The 19,764-nt window shown below is 56.6% G+C and carries 16 protein-coding genes and 3 pseudogenes; 4 read left to right on the top strand and 15 right to left on the bottom strand.

Annotated elements, in window-relative coordinates; genetic code table 11:
- The first annotated feature begins 9 nt into the window (after positions 1–9).
- Positions 10–483, top strand: coding sequence for a hypothetical protein (locus NKH95_RS17580; RefSeq protein ID WP_352892156.1), 474 nt, complete (start codon positions 10–12; stop codon positions 481–483).
- A gap of 1,151 nt (positions 484–1,634) precedes the next feature.
- Positions 1,635–2,393, top strand: coding sequence for a competence protein CoiA (locus NKH95_RS17585; protein ID WP_352892279.1), 759 nt, complete (start codon positions 1,635–1,637; stop codon positions 2,391–2,393).
- A gap of 447 nt (positions 2,394–2,840) precedes the next feature.
- Here the strand turns inward: NKH95_RS17585 and NKH95_RS17590 are convergent, their stop codons facing one another.
- The 3 genes from NKH95_RS17590 to NKH95_RS17600 all read right to left on the bottom strand — a co-directional run bounded on the left by NKH95_RS17590 (position 2,841) and on the right by NKH95_RS17600 (position 5,565).
- Positions 2,841–3,515, bottom strand: coding sequence for a hypothetical protein (locus tag NKH95_RS17590; RefSeq protein WP_352892158.1), 675 nt, complete (start codon positions 3,513–3,515; stop codon positions 2,841–2,843).
- Positions 3,516–3,522: 7 nt separating this feature from the next.
- Positions 3,523–4,680, bottom strand: a complete 1,158-nt coding sequence (locus NKH95_RS17595; RefSeq protein WP_352892160.1) for a DUF262 domain-containing protein — start codon at positions 4,678–4,680, stop codon at positions 3,523–3,525.
- Between the two features lie 84 nt (positions 4,681–4,764).
- Complete coding sequence (locus NKH95_RS17600; protein ID WP_352892162.1) at positions 4,765–5,565, bottom strand: hypothetical protein; 801 nt, start codon at positions 5,563–5,565, stop codon at positions 4,765–4,767.
- 938 nt (positions 5,566–6,503) lie between these two features.
- Between NKH95_RS17600 and NKH95_RS17605 the strand changes: the two genes are divergently transcribed.
- The gene (locus NKH95_RS17605; RefSeq protein ID WP_352892164.1) at positions 6,504–7,385 is read left to right on the top strand and encodes a hypothetical protein; all 882 of its coding nucleotides are present in this window, start codon (positions 6,504–6,506) and stop codon (positions 7,383–7,385) included.
- A gap of 4 nt (positions 7,386–7,389) precedes the next feature.
- Here the strand turns inward: NKH95_RS17605 and NKH95_RS17610 are convergent, their stop codons facing one another.
- The 6 genes and pseudogenes from NKH95_RS17610 to NKH95_RS17630 all read right to left on the bottom strand — a co-directional run bounded on the left by NKH95_RS17610 (position 7,390) and on the right by NKH95_RS17630 (position 11,867).
- Positions 7,390–8,112: a hypothetical protein gene (locus tag NKH95_RS17610; protein ID WP_352892166.1), complete on the bottom strand. Its 723-nt coding sequence runs from the start codon at positions 8,110–8,112 to the stop codon at positions 7,390–7,392.
- Between the two features lie 829 nt (positions 8,113–8,941).
- The gene (locus NKH95_RS17615) at positions 8,942–9,460 is read right to left on the bottom strand and encodes a hypothetical protein (protein ID WP_352892168.1); all 519 of its coding nucleotides are present in this window, start codon (positions 9,458–9,460) and stop codon (positions 8,942–8,944) included.
- 422 nt (positions 9,461–9,882) lie between these two features.
- The gene (locus NKH95_RS17620) at positions 9,883–10,428 is read right to left on the bottom strand and encodes a uracil-DNA glycosylase family protein (RefSeq protein ID WP_352892170.1); all 546 of its coding nucleotides are present in this window, start codon (positions 10,426–10,428) and stop codon (positions 9,883–9,885) included.
- Between the two features lie 42 nt (positions 10,429–10,470).
- Positions 10,471–11,484, bottom strand: a complete 1,014-nt coding sequence (locus NKH95_RS17625) for a hypothetical protein (protein ID WP_352892173.1) — start codon at positions 11,482–11,484, stop codon at positions 10,471–10,473.
- Positions 11,481–11,618 (bottom strand): annotated as a pseudogene (locus NKH95_RS33465) (IS1 family transposase); the annotation flags it as partial. The pseudogene NKH95_RS33465 and the gene NKH95_RS17625, both read right to left, overlap by 4 nt.
- Before the next feature lie 24 nt (positions 11,619–11,642).
- Entirely contained in the window at positions 11,643–11,867 is a 225-nt protein-coding gene (locus NKH95_RS17630) for a hypothetical protein (protein WP_352892175.1), read from the bottom strand.
- Positions 11,868–11,975: 108 nt separating this feature from the next.
- On the opposite strand from NKH95_RS17630, the gene NKH95_RS17635 reads away from it, so the two are divergent.
- Positions 11,976–12,074, top strand: a complete 99-nt coding sequence (locus NKH95_RS17635; RefSeq protein WP_352892177.1) for a hypothetical protein — start codon at positions 11,976–11,978, stop codon at positions 12,072–12,074.
- Positions 12,075–12,417: 343 nt separating this feature from the next.
- On the opposite strand, the gene NKH95_RS17640 is transcribed toward NKH95_RS17635, so the two are convergent.
- The 6 genes and pseudogenes from NKH95_RS17640 to NKH95_RS17665 all read right to left on the bottom strand — a co-directional run bounded on the left by NKH95_RS17640 (position 12,418) and on the right by NKH95_RS17665 (position 19,760).
- Positions 12,418–13,731, bottom strand: coding sequence for an HlyD family type I secretion periplasmic adaptor subunit (locus tag NKH95_RS17640; RefSeq protein ID WP_352720444.1), 1,314 nt, complete (start codon positions 13,729–13,731; stop codon positions 12,418–12,420).
- The gene (locus NKH95_RS17645) at positions 13,706–15,481 is read right to left on the bottom strand and encodes a type I secretion system permease/ATPase (RefSeq protein ID WP_352892180.1); all 1,776 of its coding nucleotides are present in this window, start codon (positions 15,479–15,481) and stop codon (positions 13,706–13,708) included. Before NKH95_RS17645 ends, NKH95_RS17640 begins: the two co-directional genes overlap by 26 nt.
- A gap of 397 nt (positions 15,482–15,878) precedes the next feature.
- A complete protein-coding gene (locus NKH95_RS17650; protein WP_352632591.1) occupies positions 15,879–16,679 on the bottom strand; it encodes a calcium-binding protein in 801 nt (266 codons plus the stop codon).
- Between the two features lie 713 nt (positions 16,680–17,392).
- A pseudogene (locus tag NKH95_RS17655) lies at positions 17,393–17,905 on the bottom strand (beta-barrel domain-containing protein); the annotation flags it as partial.
- Positions 17,906–18,517: 612 nt separating this feature from the next.
- A pseudogene (locus NKH95_RS17660) lies at positions 18,518–18,779 on the bottom strand (hypothetical protein); the annotation flags it as partial.
- 30 nt (positions 18,780–18,809) lie between these two features.
- Complete coding sequence (locus NKH95_RS17665; protein ID WP_352892182.1) at positions 18,810–19,760, bottom strand: LysR family transcriptional regulator; 951 nt, start codon at positions 19,758–19,760, stop codon at positions 18,810–18,812.
- Between the last annotated feature and the right edge of the window lie 4 nt (positions 19,761–19,764).

Consider the following 19,764-nt stretch of genomic DNA (forward strand, 5'->3'; position numbering starts at 1 on the left):
GTGAGACCCATGACCAATATGGCAGCCTCACGCGCCCTGAAGATGATAGAGGGATGCGTCGATCCGAAGAGCCTCAGACAAATCGCCGCGAATGCCCGTCGACAAGGGGAGCTGGCTGTTGCCCGTGCAGCTGATTTGCGTCTCTATGAAATCCTTCCATCGGAAAAGCCGGGCACATTTGAGCATGACGTATGGCGAAGCATCTACGCGTTGGAAGGCACGCTTTCGAGCGAACGCGAAAAAACGACGCGGTTGGCGCGAACACGTCAAAAGATCGCCCGAGTGGGCGAGCTAGAGACGGTCAAGGACCTGATACTCAGCGCGAAACCATCGGAGGGCTTCTCCATGCTCCTTGAACGGCAAATGGCCGAGCTGACTTTCGAGGCGGTTTCCCTTCGACATTCTGAGAGGTTTGACGATTCGGTATTACACGCCGCAGCGACACGATTACGATCGGTTGGAATTGAGGTCGATCGGTCATGAGGCGCAAAGCAGCTCTAGCAGTAGAGCCTGGGGACCGGTCCTGATTTGCGGGCTGGGAGGGGTATCCTTCTGGAGTGACCGTGCTTCGAAATCGCACCAGATTTTTTCTGATTTCCTCACACCGGCTATTCGCCCGAGAAATGACCGCTGAGAGGCATAACCGCTTACTTGCACACATCGCCTTGTCAGCCTTTGTCGGGCCGAAGCAGCGGCGACATGGATGGAGTTCGAATCTGAACGCTACTGGCGCCTTAAAGCTTGGCGGAAAGCATCACAGAAAAGATCCCGACCCTGAGGGGTCCGCTTCATATCAGCGCTTATCTTGTCGATCGAGCGGTTCACTCGTTTCCTCACTGTCTGCGGCGTCGCGCCGTACTTGCGGTAAAGATCATCCATGAGCACGTGCCAAGCCTTTTGGGCCTTTCGCTCGGAGACTCCACATATCGGCAGCAGCTGAAGCATAGCAAGATTATCGATTTCCCTCTGCGTCGGCTGCGCTGCCTCGGCTCTGCTGCAAGCCAGCAGGAGCAGTATTATCAACGCATTGCGCAACACAATTCCCCTTTTTAAAGCAAGGCGACATCATTACTCCACGCAAGCCTCATTGCGAGTCAAGGTCTTTGCCAACCGCGCTCGAAGGCAGCTTGCCCACTGGGAGGGCCCCTATTCCTATCTACCTTGCTTCTAAATTCTCACCAGAAATTTTCTTACTTCCTCACACCGGCTAATTGCGGGAGATTTGGCCGCTGAGCGGGATACCGTTTGTCGGCACTCTCAGACCGCCGGATCGCTCATCGGCGGTTGCCGGGCTTTCTCGGCAGCGACAGGGGCGGTCTACGGTGGCTGAGACTGTGACCTAGCCGCTTTCCCGACAGACTTGACTGAACCAGCCGGTTAGATGATTTTTAGTGCGTGCTTTGAGAAGAAGCGGCGCCGGGCATTTTCTGAGCCGTATGATAACCGACGACGGTCTGACCTCACGTCGAAGATAAAAAGAAACAGCACCAGCTCAGGCTGGCCGCGCTGCCGACATAGCTTCCCAAACAAAGAATCTGGCTGCCGCCTGCGATGGTGTGCGGCCCTGAACGCTTATGGAGAAGAAGATGCGGTTTGCATTGGTGAACGACGTGCGGTGTGAGGCATCGCCTGGAATGATCGCTTTCTGCCCGGGGTGCACGCAGCCAATGACTGCAAGGTGCGGAACGCAAAGGGTCTGGCATTGGGCGCATCGCGGCAGCAGGAACTGCGACCCGTGGTGGGAGCCGGAAACCCCGTGGCATCGCGGCTGGAAGGACCAATTTCCAGCGGGATGGCAGGAGGTGATCCAGCGTGACGAGACAGGTGAGAAACATATTGCAGATGTGAAGACCGAGTATGGCTTGGTCATCGAGTTCCAGCATTCGCATTTGCCGGCACAGGAGATGGCAGCACGCGAGGTGTTCCATCGAAATATGGTCTGGGTCGTGGACGGAATGAGGCTGAAGAGAGATCGATCCCGGTTTCTTCAAGGTCGAAGGCTTTTCAGGCCGATACCCCGAACAAGCATTTTCATTACACCTAGCCCGGAAGCGTGCTTCCCTATCGCGTGGGTTAAATGCACTGCGCCTGTGTTCTTCGACTTTGAAGGTGTCGCGGCTACAAGTGAGCCATCAGGACCAAATCCCAGCATGCTCTGGTGTTTGTTGCCGGAACGCGTCGAAGGGCATGCCGTCGTTGCGGCGCTGCCGCCAAGTGCATTCATAAATGCGGCGCGGAAGCGTGCGGAGATCTTTCCAGGTCAAGCGATATTGGGAATGGTCGCCACCAGATTCAGGTATGAGCGGGCGCTTGAGGCCGGCCGTTGGGCTTATGCGCCTCCTCCGCGCCGCCGGAGACCGTTCCGCCGTAGTCGCAGGATGAGGGACACTTGAGGAACCAGAGGAGCGCCAATGCTTCTCTGACTAGCAGTTGTGCTTACCCCCAGACACCACATGAAAACCCAGGGAGGGAGGGGTACCTTCTTACGTTTCCTTGCTTCGAAATCGCGGCAGATTTTTTCTGACTTCCTGCGGCCGACGCACAGTCACCGGAAAAGACCGGCGATAACGACCAGGCGACCGTGCGATCAGCTAGCAATTGCCTGTCATCGCCCCGACAAACGTCCGACAGCGGGCAAGGCGAGCATAAGGTCTACCTTTGGACGGGCAAGCTTCCGGCTGGGCTGGAGCAGCGCAGCACGCCGCGAGGTGCGGAGTGACGCGCGCGGAAAAGTATGCCATCGGCATTGGCGGGTTCTTAGGACTGGTCTGATGGTCGGCCAGCTCTGTATCATCGTTTGGGGGTCACGGTAATGCAGAGGCATCCACAGTAGCAGCGAGTCAGGCCCCGATGCGCCGGAGCCTCGTGATTTCGTCGTCTAGCGTTCGGTAACCTGCAATTAGGTCGGCGGTCCATACCGCCAGATCGGCCGGAATGGTCTGCGCCGCTATAATGTTCCGGTGCGCGGCCTCGCCCCGTAAGGTCGCCAGCGATACGACCCTTGATTTGAAAGTGGGGTCAAAACCGTTGATGTCGACCCCGATGAGGGCCAACAGGTTGAACTGGTAATTAAAGGACATCCCGTGGTTTTTGGTTATCTGGTTGAGATAGATTTTATGACCTCTGTCCAGCGCCCTGGTAATGTCGGCACGTGATGCGGCGATCATGGCTGGCTTCATTAAAATCCCAAAACCGGCGATTCCGATCAAGGCAGCGACCTTCGCCAGATCGGGACCGTCAGAGGTGGCTTTGAAGTACGGAAATACGCAGAGGTGCTTTGCGATGCGCCCTAACCGGTTCTTGGTCGTATAGTCTGCAAGAGCGGTGTCAGCTGCCAGCTTGCAGCGGTCCTCCATGTACGCCTCGCACGCGGCATGTGTCATCACCGCGTAGATGGATGCGGCGTCATGAATGACCGGCGGTGCGAGCGTAGCAGGCGCCGCTGGTTGTGCGGGTAGCTGCGCAACCAGATGAAGCAGCCGAGCTTCAAGGTCCCTGAACAGACGGGTGACCATGGTCGGCTCAGAATTGGAAATTCTGCGACGGGTATTGGATCACACCGTTGCCGAGCGTGTGTACCAGCGCATGACGCCACTCGGTGAAGCGGATTTGCGTCGCATCCTCGGTTTTAGTTGAAACCTGCAGCGATCGAACGAACGCCTCGTTGTGTTCGCAGAGCCCTTTGAAGGCGTCCCTAACGGCATCCGCGGATTGAATGGCTGCCGCTGCCGTATGCGGCTCCGAGAAATAGTAATTCATGATGTCCATGACCGCCCGGTTCTTGGCCATGAGGAAGCGGCCTTCCTGCCACACCTTGTACGCGTCGTAACCAAAGATCTTGACGGTAGCGTCCACAGCAGTCTCAAAGCGATGCCACGTTTCGTTCAGCACCGGCTCCATGCCTTTCCAGTCTTTGGTGCAGTAGGAAGTCACATCGTCCAGAAACTGCTTCATATTGCCGACGTACGACCCGCCGAAGATCTGGAACCCGATATAGCGCGTTGCAACCTCCATATCGCGCATCCGGAAATCGGGCACTTTGGTAAAGATCATCTGCATGCCTGGTGAGGCCGTCGTCATGTCGTCGAGCCAGTTCACGAACGGCCCCGGGAACAGCGCGCGCCGCAACTCCTGAGGCGACAGCGTCACGCTGTTCTGGTTCAAGCGCAGGAAAAGCAGATACAGCAGTTCGTTCGACCAGTTCTTGATGACCGTGGTTCGAACAGTATGGGATTGGAACGCATCCAGAGCGCCTTCCAATGCCGGCTTCTGCTGCATCTCGTCATAGGTCAGGTTCTCCAGGTCCGCCCGGTATTCGCAACCTTTGAGCCGCAGCGGGTCCTTCGTGTCTAGGCAGAATCGGGCAAGCGAGTTCAGGCGCTGCTTGCCGTCGATCACAGCGAAACGACCCGGTTGCGTTTCTGCAAGCACGATCTGGGGGACCGGGAGCCGGAGGAACAGGCTCTCGATGAACTTCGACACCTTGTCCGTCGTCCAAGCGATTCGGCGCTGATAGTTAGGCTGGAGGTCGATTTTCTTCCGCTTCAGCAGGTCGACCAGAACGCCAATAGTCCAGTCGGTAGGTGCAACCACCATTTCCTGGAAATCTTTGGGCTTGATATTGAGGTCATCTTCACTGACCTCGCCTACGCTGCTGAACAGATCGTTGTTGTCGTCCATGCGTCCCTCCGCGTTGGCCGTAGCCTAGCGATATTATTGCCGGAGTCATCGGCTGTATGACGATTTGGTGCGCCCACACCACAGTTATTGAACGGCGGGCACCGCGAGATAGCTCACCACGACCTGAGCAAGGCCAACCAGGATAAGAACGCCGGTCAACACGGCAAGAATGGCCTGTAGCCGGGCGTTCTGCTTGAATCGCCTCTCCTCCAGCTCGTAAGCAATCAGCCCTGAGATGCCGCTAACGGACAGCCGATAGTTTCCGGCCTCCTGGTCCAACTCTCCGGATTGTACAAGCGATTGCAGGATAAGCCCGTAATAATTCGTCGTGGCTTCACGGTCGGGGTGCCTGAAGCTTCGTAGGGAATAGAGTTTCCAGATCAGGTCTGTCCGATCTGACGTGAAACCACCCTTCTCGATCGTGTTCGAGACGAAGTACCGGAGGACATCAATGCGCCCCTGCCGCACGAGCGGCCTTCGGTTGAAGCGTGCCTGCGCCCACCGGTCCTTGAGGTGGTAAATCCAATGATAGAAAGTCCATTGACTTAAAACAAAGCGCCAGGCTTCGGTCGTGGTGATGCGATGGCCTTTGAAATAGTGTTCGGCTTTGAAGCCAAAGTCCTGCAGACCGGCGCGGGGGATACTGCAGGCATAGGCGCCGCCAGTTGGCTCGTTGTAGTAGTGGCCGGAGGCAGCCACCTGCCCGAGCCCGTCTACCAAGATCTCATTGTTCTGGTTAGCCGGATCATAGAACCGGATATGAACGCAGTCGTTGCCGCTAGCGGACGAACCGGTGATGAAAAGCCTTTCCGGTACGGGTTTCTTAGCCGCGATCTTCAAAGCGGTGACGTATCCTCGATTCCGAATCCAAGTCCTGACGGCCATACCAGCGCTCCCCTCACCACAATATAGTAGTCGCCGGGTGCGCCCGTTAGGGTTAGGGTGGTTTCCATCCCCAGAAAAGCAAAAGCAGCCCGCAGGTTGCTCGCAGTCGCGCTTGGCTAGCCGGAGGTAACCCTGCCGCCCGCCATAGGCATGTTTAGCTGCGCTCGAACCGGCGTAATTTCAGCGCGTGGTCATAGTGTGAAAGTCCCATTTCACACTCTCGGACAGTTCGAGGGAATTGTGACGTCTGTTTTTGGGAACCTGCATAACAGTCCGCAAACCGACATGAGGCGCAAAGCTGCCATCCGACAGCGGTCACGACACCCTAATAGATAGGCATACCAACCAATAACCCCATTTTAATATGAATTATCAAAAAGATAGACCGACATAGAATACCCAACGAACGACTATGGAACGACGACGACTTGGGAAAAAACACCTCACCTACGAATTGTCCGTTGCCTGTAGGTGGACGACTGGTTTTCCTGGGGATGTGTCGTATGGAATTTCCCTTCCATGGAAAAGAAACATCCACCGAAAAGTGAAGTTACCCTGATCGTGGAGATTGCCCGTTATCACACCGCACGCCGAAGCCAGCATTGAAACATGCTCTTTTCCAGCGTTTAGGAAGAACAGGGAGGACTATGGTGGGCCTGGCGGGCTGTTGGTGTTGTCTGGGGCCGACAAATGACCGGACAGTGGCGTGCGCTAATCAGCTGCTGCCTTGTAGTGTCAATGCCCCGTCACGCAGCCGTCGGGCCTGTATGAACCCAGAGCCATAGCTCCCGCCGCCCCGAAACCCACCCCCACTACCCCCACCGCTAAGCGGTCTCGATAGATTGCATCAATTAATAAATTAGCAGATACTTAAAGGCGAGACGCCTTTCACCAACTTCGACACCACAATCTGTGCGATCAACGTGGGGATCAGGGGCATGCTCTCATGGGGTCTATTTGTCAGAGCCACGTCATGCGCGACATTTTTGTGCAACGTCAGCGTCCATCTTGCCTTGGCGCAAGAAACCAATAATGCAGGAATAATTACTGAGGAGACTGTCCATCAAGCGATAGATCTTCTTAAGAAAACTATGAGCTGCCAAGCCCCACCCATCGTTGATGGCCCTGACAAAATTCTAAAAGAGCTTAGCTCTATTGGCGATGAATATCAGCTTGGCGTTCGGGAAAAGGTGACAGATCACTATGCCAAGCCAGGGGTGGACGTCACCAAACTGGAGACTTGGGAGTCGATCGGTGAAGTCACGGAATCAAAAGTCCAGTATGGCGCTAGCTGGGGGCTGCTGAATACCGCCACCGTGGAGGGGAGCAGGGTTGCTCTGAGGTGCGTTGATAGCAAACCATGCATCGGCCTATACGACTATCCTGAGGACGAGTACGGGATAGGGGCCGACGGTTCCAAGCAGCACGGAAATCAGGGCGACAATTATCGTGACAACGTGACAAAACGCGAAAGCAAATCTTCCTTGTTGCTAGATGGGATCTGCGAAGAGCAAGTGGCGAATGTTGCTCTGGGAATGAACATTCTCATACAGGCCTCCAAGTCGGGCCTTACAAAGCCAAAAGACCTGTCGGAACCGTTTATCGTGGTGGCACCCCCCGCGATCGAGGCGCTTACCATCAGAGACCAGCCCCGCAAAAGCGATGACTCAGTCCCTATTGGCACTATACCGATATGGTCTGGCAACCTTTATCCTACCGAGTGCAAAAAGATCGAGGGATACAAGTTCGAATGGTGTAAGATTCATTGGGCTGGGGTGGACGGCTGGATTTCAAAGACGCTATTGAGGCCGACGAAATAGGAAATTACGGCTCCATCATCCTTGAATAATAGTATTCGCCGCCGCTGCTGGACCTATTTCCATCCCAAAGGCCACATTGAACCGCACAGTGGGCAATCCTGTAACCTGACCCCGGCGGTCCCAACCCCTTAAAGTCAGTGCGCGAGCTGCACGTATCCATACATGAATTAGTTGGACCGATAATGGACGGCGAAAGTCGCTCTTCGGCTTCCGCCTGTCTACGCATACGTGCCTTAAATTCTTGCGCTCGACGCCACGCAGCCTCCTGATCTTTCCGCGCAGCTTCTGCCTGTTTTTTTTCGGCCTCGATTTGATCAGCGATCCGCGCCTGCTCTTCGATTTCTGCTTGGTGTGTATCAACGTATTTCTTAGCGGAGTCTTTCATCTTTGATTGGAATTCGTCGTCCATGTTCCCCAGAGAGCTATCGCGCTTTTGCTCGGCTCCTTTAGCACTGGAGGCAGCTGAATCGAGCTGTTTACTTAGATCGAGCCCCTTTGGCGTCGGATTGACGGCGTTGTTGTCATAGGGAGATTTAGCACACCTTTTTACGAACGCATTGTATGGGTACATTGCGTTATTGTAACTATTCACTTTGTCTTGGCAGCGGCTAATCTCGTATATATTCATACGCTCCATGTAATCTTCGCCGCAATAGTCTTTATAATTCATTTCTGGGGCCAGCAATAACGGAGAAGGGCAAACTTTCTCGTTAACGGTCTTTTTCATACTAGCTATTCTGCCTAGGAGTTGGCTATCGTCAGCTTCAGCACTGATACAGGCAAAGATAACGCAAACAATCGTAACCAGTGCGCGCAGCGCCGCCTTTGGCGATGCCAGATGGCTGTGTTGTCGAGGAAACCGTTGGCCAATTGTCGAAAGGGGGCACCACCTCCCTACAAAAGGCAGCATCCGACGGCATGTTGATAAGAACCGCATAACAGATCGTCCTAGGCCCAGGGTTTTAGTCCCGCACGAAAATTTATGGACAATTTGCAGGTCCAAACTGCTGCGTCGCATCCAACGGACAGACTTAGAAGGCAATATGCGTCAATGCTAATGTATTGGCAATGCTGCTTACCAATTGGGGGAGGCTCGTCGTCGGGGAACTTGCGATTGAGCGCGGGCCTGCTTCCGGCGCGCTTCTTCGTCAAATTGATGTTTGCGCGCACCCCTCCAGTTTGCTTGGAACTCGTCTTCTGCCATAGGCTCCAACTAGCCCGCCGCTGTCATTAGCGCCACCCTTGCGCAGCCTCACTCGGCGCCGCTGCTATTCTCGGCGATGAACTCGACGCCGGCCGATTCGAGCGCGCGGCGGACAGCTTCGGCACTGGCCTCCATGCGTCTCAGAGTTGGAATGGAGATCCATGCCGACGCGGCAAGTTGGATTGGTCGAGGCCTGCAAGTGAAACGCGCAACAAGGATATCAGCCTCAATACCGACCGGCTCCCGCGTACAATGGCGGTGTTTCGCCCTCTACGTGCGTAGGGTCGTCATGTGCAATGAGGTAACGATTAATTCTATCAAGTATTTTAAGTCAAATTTCCAGTCGGTTCTATTATTTAGATCCGTCATACCATCCTTCTTTGCCCAACGGTGAGCCATAAGGATCGAAGGTCTTTCGGCAGGTATTGCCTAGCCACTTGCTCACCGCTCGACGCACAACCGAACCTGGATTGCTGGAGAGAACCGCTTCGACATTGCGTGCCTGCCACAAGCGATCAACTTTTGCCCAGCAAACTCCGTCTTCGTTATCGTCAAATTGGGCGCAAAGGCTGTATTTGTTCTTTCTGATCTCCTGAAGCTCAAATTCCACCTGTCCTGCTGCCTCAGCCAGGTCGACACCCATCTCTACACTTTCCCCAAACTTGTTTCCTAAAGCCTGAAGCGTGGGCGGCACGGGCAAACCGGAAGATTTCAAGACGTCTAGGAACTTTTGGTATTGTTTAATGCCTTCTCGTGCCTCCGCCACCTCTTTTGCGTTCGATGCCGGATCGCAAGCAGAAGGCGCACCTTTAGCCGTGCTTGGATCAGTTGCCTTCGCAGGACAAACAAGCGCAAGAGCGAGGAAAGTCACCGAACAGACAACCCTATGCGGTCCGTGACCGGTCAATATTGATCGCATAAGGGCCGCTAGCAAACACATGAGGCCACTTTCCACCGCAGGCCAACTGCCACTGTCTCCGGTCGGTGGAAGTGTGCGCCGATGCTAATGTTATGGCAATCGTGTCTCAGTGGGAGGGGCCGGTACAGATTTGCGGCACGGGAGGGGTCCCCTTCTGGAGTGACCTTGCTTCGAAATCGCGCAAGATTTTTCCTGACTTCCTCACGGCGTGCAGTCCGCGCGAGATTTGACCGCTGAGCGGCATAAGCCCATCTAGGCATTACCTGACCATGGGAGCGGTTGTCGGTTGTTGTCGGGCTTTTCTCGGCAACGCCAGGGGTGGTCTAGGGCCGGGTCTCACCACTACCGCGCGGTGCACGTGACATCCTGCGATTCTAGTGGCCTGACAAGCCGCCCGCCTGGGTGATCGCACTGCCAATCAACTTTGCGCGGTCGGCATAGGTTATACCGCCGTGGCTAGGATGCCTGGTCTCAATGCACTTCACGCCATGCCGGCGGCACATATTCGCGGCGCGCTTTCCTAGCGCAACGACAGACCTGTCGAGCAATTCGTGCCGGGTTACCGTATCGAAGGACTCATCGAAGGCCGCCTGGGAAACTTTCGCGCCGTAGCGCATGTCTGGCACCAGATGGAACACTTGTGTGACGTAGACCGCTTTTCGGTCAAAGCCGTTAATCAGGTCCAGGACGTCATTGAAGACCATTCCGGGCAGATAACCGCGCTTGCGCAAGAGAGGCAGATTGGCCGTGATCGACTGCTCATCCAACCAGTTGTTCGCAAGGAGTACTGGACCTGTCATAGACTTGGAAATGATCTGGTATGGGCTGACCCAAGGACCGTCCATTCCGACATCGGCCAGGGTGAGGAAGCCCGGCCGCGACAGTTCTCTGCGTTTCTGCACAATCTGATGGTAGCGCACGTCGGAGCTCCGGGAGGGGCCGGTCCCAGTTTGCGGATTTTCCTAGCCTACGCGCTGCAATTTGCCGCCGAAGTTCATTAGATAGCCCACGCGAACTTTCGTCAGGTGCCTTTGATCTTCGGGAACTAAACCAACCCACATAGAGAGATTTCCGAAAGGGGCGTGATTCTTGTCAGCGAGATAGAGAAGCAGCGTCTCCGTAACAACCGTTAGTCCCTCAAGCCAATCAGACATGAATGCGGCAAGATCCGTTTCCTCCAGGGGGGTCTTGGGATGCACAACTTCAATTGAAGGTGGATAAACTTTTCCGTCTGGTCTGAGCTGAAAATCCTTCGCTACGATCCGCTGATTTTCGTTGCGGTGTTCGACGCAATGTCGCGTGTTGCGAACCTGATGGCCAAAGAGTGCCACAGCCTTTGCATAAGCCGTTGATGGGGCGTTTTCCCCAAAGGCCTTTGCAAAGGCCAGAGGGAGGTTGTCAGGAAATTTTCCTTCGGCTCTCATTTGCGGGCCATAGAAGACTTCGGCGAGACGATATATTGCCTGAAGCGCGTGTTCCGCCTTCTGGATGAACGTATTCGCTCGAGACTCGACTTCCGTGACAGCTGGCAGTCTTGTCGGATCGTTCGACGCCTTTACATCGGCAATTCGCTTTTCTTGGTCTGCCTGTAGGTGATCCAGAACCTTCTGCGCCGCCAAAAGGTGAGTCATGATTTCGGCCGAGACCAAAACCACTCGGTCTCTCACCTTCTCATCCGGAAAATGGGTTTTGGTAAAAAGTGCGTCGGCCGACAGAAACGTTCGGGCAACGATGTCGGATTCCGAACCAGCCTCAGCGAACAATTGCTGAGTGTTGGGAACATTAATGTTTGTGCGATCAGGGTCAATTTGATCCGCGAGTCTGATCTCATGCACTGAGTTCTGCTTTATCACAAAAGCTGATCCCGTGGTCGCGACCATGTTCAGGACCGCTGCTCCGTCGCCTTGGCCGCCGATTGTCATCGAGAACGCGGATTCGCGTCTTAGATCGATTGGACGTTTGGGTGGCTTACTCATTGTCTTGCCCTACGATATCGCTGTGGTCCGCGAACCAGCGGCTTTTCGGCTTCCTTCGCTTCGATCAGCGCAACGATATCGCTAACCTCCCAAAGCTTGCCAGTCACGCCAGCGGCCATTGCCGGCGTCACGCGGGCGCTTGGGCTTACGAGGCATCCCTATTCCGTGTCCCAATGTTTTTGAATGAATGCCTTTAGCTGAGTTCTTATCTCAGATACCGGCACCTTCTTGTCTCCCATCATTGCCGCTTGTTCGAGGATGGCCACTTGATGCATCTCCGAGAGTGCGCCCCAATGGATGGCTATAGCAGCCCCAAGACGCCGCAAAAATTCATCGTCTTTTGCCTCAAAATCGTCGGGCCGCTGCTTGATCGTTATCGTCATAGTGAGTCCTCCACGTACGTCTCGGATCATATAAGTGATCACTGTTCAAAGCGACAATCTATCGATCAAATTTCAAACTGACCCACTGCCCCAAAATGGCAGCAGGCAGTGGAAGCCTGTGTCTCGGCTATGGAAGACGAGGCATCCCCGAAGGATGCCCGAAAGGCCTTTGCCGCCAAGGAAGAAGGAATGTTCCTCACCCTCTAACTAACGCTGTCCCGATCTTATTTTCGCGATTTTACCGAAGGGGAATCTATTTAGGGTGATTGCGCTTGAGACCAAGGGCGACCAGTTGGACAACCTTGCTACACCTACAAGGTAAGCAGGTTTGGCATAGTGCCAACGAAGCGTTCTAAGGTGGATTTCCGGGTGGATGTAAATCCACTGAGCCCTTCTATCCAACTGGAAATAAAGCATTTTTAGTAGGAAAATGGTGCCCAGAGGCGGAATCCAAGTGAGGAAAGTATGCCAGTACTTTCAGGATGTTACTACCCACGTAGCCTGCGAACAACCAACATAAATACCAACAATATATTTCTGTGGATTACTTTCATTCCTCGTGGAATGCCCGACTGATTTGGTCCGACAGCGGCTTCACAAAATAGGAAAGCGCCGTACGCTCGCCCGTCTGGACCATCGCTTCGGCCGGCATGCCGGGCACGAGCGTCAGGTCCTTGAGCTTCGTCAGTTCCGCATGCGGAACCGATAGACGCACCAGGTAATACGAAATGCCGTTTTTTTCGTCCGTCGCCAGATCGGCTGCGATCCGGCTGACATATCCGTTCAATTCCGGCGTGGTTCTCAGATTGAAGGCTGACATCCGCAGCACGGCCTTGTGACCAAGCTGGATTTGGTCGATGTCCTTCGGGGTGATCCGTACTTCCAGCGCAAGATCGTCGCCTTCCGGCACGATTAGCATGATCGGATCGGCGGGCGTAATCACTCCGCCGACCGTATGAACTGCGAGTTGTTGAATGGTGCCTGACTGCGGCGCGACGATATCGATCCGTCGCAGTTCCTGTTCAGCCGCCACCTTGCGCTCACCATACTCCCCGATCTGCGCCTGAACCTCTCTGAGCTCCTGGCCGACTTCGGTCTTGAAATCCTGATCGATCTGCGGGATCTGCAGGCGCGTTTCGGCTATGCGGGCTGCTGTCTGTGCCTGATGTGCGATCTTCTCACCGCGTTCGCCACCGAAAGTGGCAACCTGGATCTTCAGGCTGTTCAACCGTTGGTCCGAGACAATGCCTTGGTCGCGCAGCCCACTCAGAACAGCAATTTCCTTAAGGAGAACCTCGATCCTTTTTTCACAGGCAATTTCCTGCGCCTCGAATCCTTCGATCTCGTGGTGATATTGAGTAATGTGTTCCGCCAGTTGCGCCTGCTTTCCGTCGCGGGATTGTCTGCGGAATTCGAACAGCAGCGTCTCGCTATGTATTGCCGAAGCTACGTCCGGAACATCTCTTCGGACGAGCAGCCAGTCCGGGAAGGCGATCTCCGCGAGATCGTCACGTTCAGCATCGAGTCTTGCCTGGTAGGCGGCGAGCTCATCGAGCCGCTTGGTGACTATGGCGAGATTGGCGCGCGTCTGGGTGGCATCGAGCCGCATGAGGATGTCGCCGGCTTTCACTTTATCGCCTTCGCGCACCAGGATTTCTCCCACCACCCCGCCGGTCGGGTGCTGCACCTTCTTGACATAGGAATCGACGACAAAGTGTCCGGACGCGACAACCGCACCGGAGAGATTCGTGAAGGCCGCCCAGGCTCCGGCTCCTCCCACAAAGATTACGCTCGCCAGAAGGCCCGCCACCAGGTGGCGGCGAATGGAGCTGGAAACGTCATTGTTCTGATGAATGCCGGACACCGGGATCCTCCATGTCAGCGCGCTCTCCCACACGATCCTGTGTAGATTCGATGGCCTTGACGCCAGCGCCTCGTGCCATCGCTGTCCCCTTCAGGACTTTGGAAAGTGCTTCATCACGCGCACCGAATGCTCGCTGCCGTCCACCTTCCATCACCAACACCAAATCCACGGCGCGGATGGCGCTCGGCCGATGGGCGACGACAACCGCAATGCCCTTGCGCTCGCGCACGGAGGCGATCGCCTTAACGACCGCAGCCTCGCCTTCCGCATCGAGATTGGCATTGGGTTCATCCAGCACAACAAGGAAAGGGTCTCGATAAAGAGCACGGGCAAGACCGATACGCTGGCGCTGCCCGGCGGAAAGTGCCGATCCGGCCTCACCGATCGGAGTTTCGTAGCCGTGCTCAAATCGGAGGATCAGTTCGTGCGTGCCCGCTGCTTTCGCCGCGGCGACAATAGCCTCAGGGTCAGGATTATCTTCAAAACGAGCAATGTTTTCGGCAATGGTGCCGTCGAACAGTTCAACACCTTGCGGCAGATAGCCGATATGACGGCCTAGTGCTTCCCGGTCCCATTGATCGAGGCTTGCGCTGTCGATGCGAACCTTTCCGGCGACCGGCGCCCATGCGCCGACGATGGCGCGCGAGAGTGTCGACTTGCCCGAGCCCGATGCACCGATGATCCCGAGTGCGCTTCCCGCCTGAATGGCAAACGCAAGGCCGGTCACGGTCGGCTTCCTTTCGCCGGGCGGAACGATTGTCACGCTTTCGAGGCGCAGTTCGCGTTCAGGTGCAGGCATTGGCATAACAGGAGCGGATTCAGGAACCTTTTCCAAGAGGTCCTCCAGCCGCGCCCAACCCTGGCGCGCCATGAGGAAAGGTTTCCAGCTTGAAATGGCCAGATCGACCGGAGCCAGCGCACGCCCCATCATGATCGAACTGGCAATCATAACCCCGGCCGTAGCCTCCTGTCTGATGACAAGGTACGCGCCGACGGCAAGAATGGCCGATTGCAGCAGCACGCGCAGCGATTTTGAAATGGCACCCAGCCCACCTGCCACGTCCCCAGCTTTCCGGTTGGCGGCCAGACACTTGGCATTGGCCTTTTGCCATCGGGCAGCGATCCGCTTTCCAAGGCCGAGAGCTTGCACGACCTCGGCATTGCAACGCGCTGCTTGCAGCAGACCATTGCGTGCCATGTTGTGGGCAACGGTATCGCTTATCGGCCGTTGCGAGAGAGTGTTGGCAAGGAGTGTCAGAGATGTGAGGCCGACCGCCCCGATAAGTGCCGTCATGCCGATCCAGAAATGAAGGAGGAAGCAAATGCCAAGATAAAACAGCATCCATGGCAGATCGAAGAACGCTGTCGGACCGTTTCCACCCAAGAAGCCGCGAACATTGTCGAGATCGCGAAGCGGCTGCAAGCCGTCGCCCGGCATGCGCGTTGAAAGCGGAAGGCGAACGATCGCATCGTGAACGCGTCCGGAAAACTCTCCATCGAAACGCTCGCCAATCCGCAGCAGCACGCGGGCGCGCAAAATGTCGAGCAGGCATTGGAACGCATAAAGCCCCGCAGCAAGCACGACGAGCCCCACCAGCGTCGATACGCTGCCACTTGCCAGAACGCGGTCATAGACCTGAAGCATGAACAGCGGCGAGATCAGCGCAAGCACGTTGACCGCGCCGCTGATCAACACAACGCCCCAAATAGCGGAACTCAGAGGGAAAGGTCTCAAAGCTGAATCCTTCAAGGAATGGCTTCTCACGTAAGTTCCGGAGGCTGGCGACTCAGCCCCATATTGCTCCCCGACCGGCGACCGACTGCATCCGCTCGCTGGTTCAGGATCAGTGCTCCCGCCGAATATGTTTGGTCCCGGCATTTAATGGAGCGGGTCAACAAACCGTCCGGCTGAAGGTTTGGAAGGGCAACGTCATCGTGGCCGGCCGCAAGGGCCCGGACAGGCTTCCGCCTCCACACTTTCAGGAGATTTCGGTGCACGACCAGCGCGACGCGCAGGGCTTCGTCAAGCTATCCACGCTGCAACTGCTCCCGGGCGCCCCTCGGCCGCCCCGGCCCATGGCAAGTAGCGGAAACGGGAAAGCGCCCGCCCAGGGGGGCGGGGCGCGGTTCCGTATCGGTTTTCTGGATCAAACGAAGGTGAAGTCCGACGCGGTCAGGCCTAGGTCGGCCACGGTGACCACACCGCCCAGGTGGGCGAACTCGTGCGCGCTGCCGTCGGCGGTGACATAGGCCAGAGTTGCGACTCTGTCGGTGTAGCTGCTTTGGTAGACAATGATGTCGCCGGCGTGCTCGCCGGAGATCGCACGCGCTGCCTCATTAGCAGAGTTGAAAGATTCGCCAGTGATTACCACGACATGTTCGCCGTTCGCACCCGAGGCCGCGCCACTGTAGAAGCTGCTCACCGGGTAGCCGGACTGTATACTGGCGTTGTTGACGAAGTTCGCGCCAAAACCGTCGTTGTAGAGGCCCACCGCATCGAAGGCGAACTTGTCCTCCGCCGGGTTGAAATCGGTGATAGTGGTAATGTCCGGCTTCGACCCGACACTCGGATCGACCCCAGGCACCGGATTGTGGAACTGGAACACGAACGTGTCATTGTCGGTGCCCCCGGTCAACGTATCCTGGCCGTCACCCACGTAGAGGACATCCTGGCCGGGACCGCCGCTGAGCCTGTCATTGTCCTCACCGGAGATGCGCGCGTTGAAGCGGCCGTTGTCGCCGGAGAGATCGTCCCAGCCATCTCCGCCGAAGATGCGGTCGTTACCCTCGCCGCCAAGGGCTCGGTCACTGCCCGGGCCAGCCGAGATCTCGTCGTTGCCGCCACGACCGTCAATCCAGTCACCGCCCTGGAAACCCTCCATCCAATCTTCACCCTTGGTGCCGAGGAGTGTTTCGGCATCCGGGCTACCCTTGATAATGTTTGCCATCGAAAAATACTCCTGATGATGCACCCTGCCTGACGCGTTCATATTGCTCATCGGGTAATTAGAGAAATCGATTGCTTGGATAGACACACATTTACGAAATGGATGCATTCACGTTCACTTCGCCCTTCCGCTGAGCAGTAGCGGGCTCGCAGGCGGCGGGGACGCGCCCAGACGATCGACCCGAACATTCACACTCAAGCGGACGAGGAAAACTTGGTAACCGGCCGCCCTGGTTGGGCCCAATCTCTCTCTGTTTGCTCGACGCCGGCATACCCGCACCGTAAGGGCTGGACGTGGACAAGTTCCGGTGGCGGCGGGTACGGCGCGGCCTCAGCGATGAATGGGGGCCGGAGACGGTTCCTTCCCCGACACGCATGCTGCTACCGCGCAACAAGGGGAGGGCAATTTGCCGCCAATGGCCTCGTGATAGCGCCTTTCGCCGACAGGCTGTCGAAGTTGACGAAGCCGAGCTGAAACGACAACTGACGGGTCCTCACAGCTGCGTTACGCATTCGCTCACCGTCAAGCCGGCCTCGGAAGAACAGGCATAGGGCTGTGTTGCCGAGTATCTCGCCAGCACTGCCCATTGCGAGCAATGGAACATTAGGGAGCGCGTTCGCGCGAGCCGCGAGTTCAAGGATCTCGGAACGACAGCTTCCGCACGTCGGCCGCACGGGCTCTACGCGACGCGGCCTACGCCAACATTACTTTCATTACTCGTGGAATGCCCGACTGATTTGGTCCGACAGCGGCTTCACAAAATAGGAAAGCGCCGTACGCTCGCCCGTCTGGACCATCGCTTCGGCCGGCATGCCGGGCACGAGCGTCAGGTCGTTGAGCTTCGTCAGTTCCGCATGCGGAACCGATAGACGCACCAGGTAATACGAAATGCCGTTTTTTTCGTCCGTCGCCAGATCGGCTGCGATCCGGCTGACATATCCGTTCAATTCCGGCGTGGTTCTCAGATTGAAGGCTGACATCCGCAGCACGGCCTTTTGACCAAGCTGGATTTGGTCGATGTCCTTCGGGGTGATCCGTACTTCCAGCGCAAGATCGTCGCCTTCCGGCACGATTAGCATGATCGGATCGGCGGGCGTAATCACTCCGCCGAGCGTATGAACTGCGAGTTGTTGAATGGTGCCTGACTGCGGCGCGACGATATCGATCCGTCGCAGTTCCTGTTCAGCCGCCACCTTGCGCTCACCATACTCCCCGACCTGCGCCTCGCTGGACGAGGACAAGTTCCGCTGGCCGCGGGTGGAGAACGGCGTGATCCGGCTTGCCGCGCCCAACTGATGGCGCTCGTCGAAGGCATGGACTGGCGCGCTTAAGCCGAACGGAGACGGCGTCCGACGTTGGCCGGATAGGCCGTGGCGAAGTGACTCAGGCGCAAAAGGCGGGCCTCTGGCCGTGCAAAATAAGCTTTTGTCGGCGTCATGAAGAGAAGCGCTTTGGCCCGTCTCCACGAAATCGTTCCGCTCAAGGCGATATTCGTCCCCATGGCGGCGGAGAAGGCCGAACTGCAACAACTCCGGAGCGAACACTCAAGGCCGAGATCGTCCGGATGGCGACACTCAACGAGCGTGCCCAGGAGAGGCTCGCCGACCTTCAGGGATCGTCAAGCAGCTGGAGCGCGGCGCTTCGGTCGCAGCTCCGAGAAGCTCGAACGTGCCCAGCAGGCCTTCGCCTTCGAATCCAGACCGGGCTCGGCGCGATTGAGTCCGAACTCGAGGCCGCAAGGCCGCAAGACCGACAGGCGAGCCGCGACGTGCTGCGCGACCGCGCAAGGCGTTCCCGGTGCATCTGGAGCGGGTCGAGATCGTCATCCGGCTCGACCCATGGGGGAAGAAGCGCTCCCGCAGCCAATCGTCCAGTCCGTCAAACGCCGTCGGCCGCACGGGCTTGCGAAACGGAACAGTCCCGCCCTCGCTTAGATGCCGATGCATGGTGTTGCGCGCGCACCCGAATTCCTTCGCCCGTCGGTTCCCCGCCAACCTCATGCCGCCGCAGCATCGCTGCCACCTCTTCAGGCTGAAGGATCTGCTCTCCCTGCATCGTTCTCGACAATGCAGGAATCGCCCAATCCCAATCGCCATCCATGCCTCCTCTCATAACCGAGGGGTCAGTTTCTCAATTCGGCCGACAACTGAGACGTCCGGTGCTCTTAGGCAGGGCAATCATACGAGATGCCTCCTGCAACATCATTTCCCGCATCCATAGGCTTGCCGGATCATTATTGTGAAGCGCAGGCCATTGGATGGCCTCCGTGAATGCGGCAGGAAGTGGCGGCGGAAGTTCGACAATCCGCAAGGGTGTTAATTTCGCGAAATGCTGCGCCAGCCGCAACGGCATGGTCCCGATGCGGCTGGTGCCTGATAGAAGGGGCGGGATCATGCTAAAGCCGTGTACGACGACCTCGATACGTCTCTCGAAACCGTTCTCGAGCAAATACCATTCCTCGATGGAGGGCTGCCGGGTGTCCCCGAATTTAAGCACAACCTGCCCCATCGACAAGTATCGGTCGAATGTAAGTGGCTCTGACAGCTGCTTGTTCGTGCCGCAGCCTACGCATACGAGCATATCTTCGAACAGGGCTGCGCGAGGATGTTTCGACATGAACACTTCCGGCATAATCAGAAAATCAACGTCGCCGCGCCGGAGAAGCTCCTCGGGGTCGTCGGAAATAGGCAGACATTCGAAGCGGACGGCGGGAGCTTCCCGCGCAGCACGCTTTACGATCTTCTTAAAAAATACGAGTGTGAGGTAATCGGAAAGGATGATGCGGAAGCGACGATCCGATCCGACCGGGTTAAAGGGGTCCCAGGAAATAATCGACAGCTGGATGTGCAGCAATGCCTCCCGGACTGCTGTGGCGAGCCCCTCCGCGCGCGGTGTCAAAATGAGTTCGCGGCCGTTCATCGTAAATAGCTCATCGCTGAAATAGGCGCGTAACCGACCGACGGCGGCGCTCATGGCCGGCTGACTCAGGTTAATACTGCGGGCTGCGGCGGTGACTTTACGCTCCCTGATCAAAGCGTCCAGCACAACGAGGAGATTTAGATCGAGTCCCTTAAAACGCATGCAT

Origin of the sequence: Mesorhizobium sp. M0848, from assembly GCF_040319805.1 — a bacterium.
GTDB lineage: Bacteria > Pseudomonadota > Alphaproteobacteria > Rhizobiales > Rhizobiaceae > Mesorhizobium.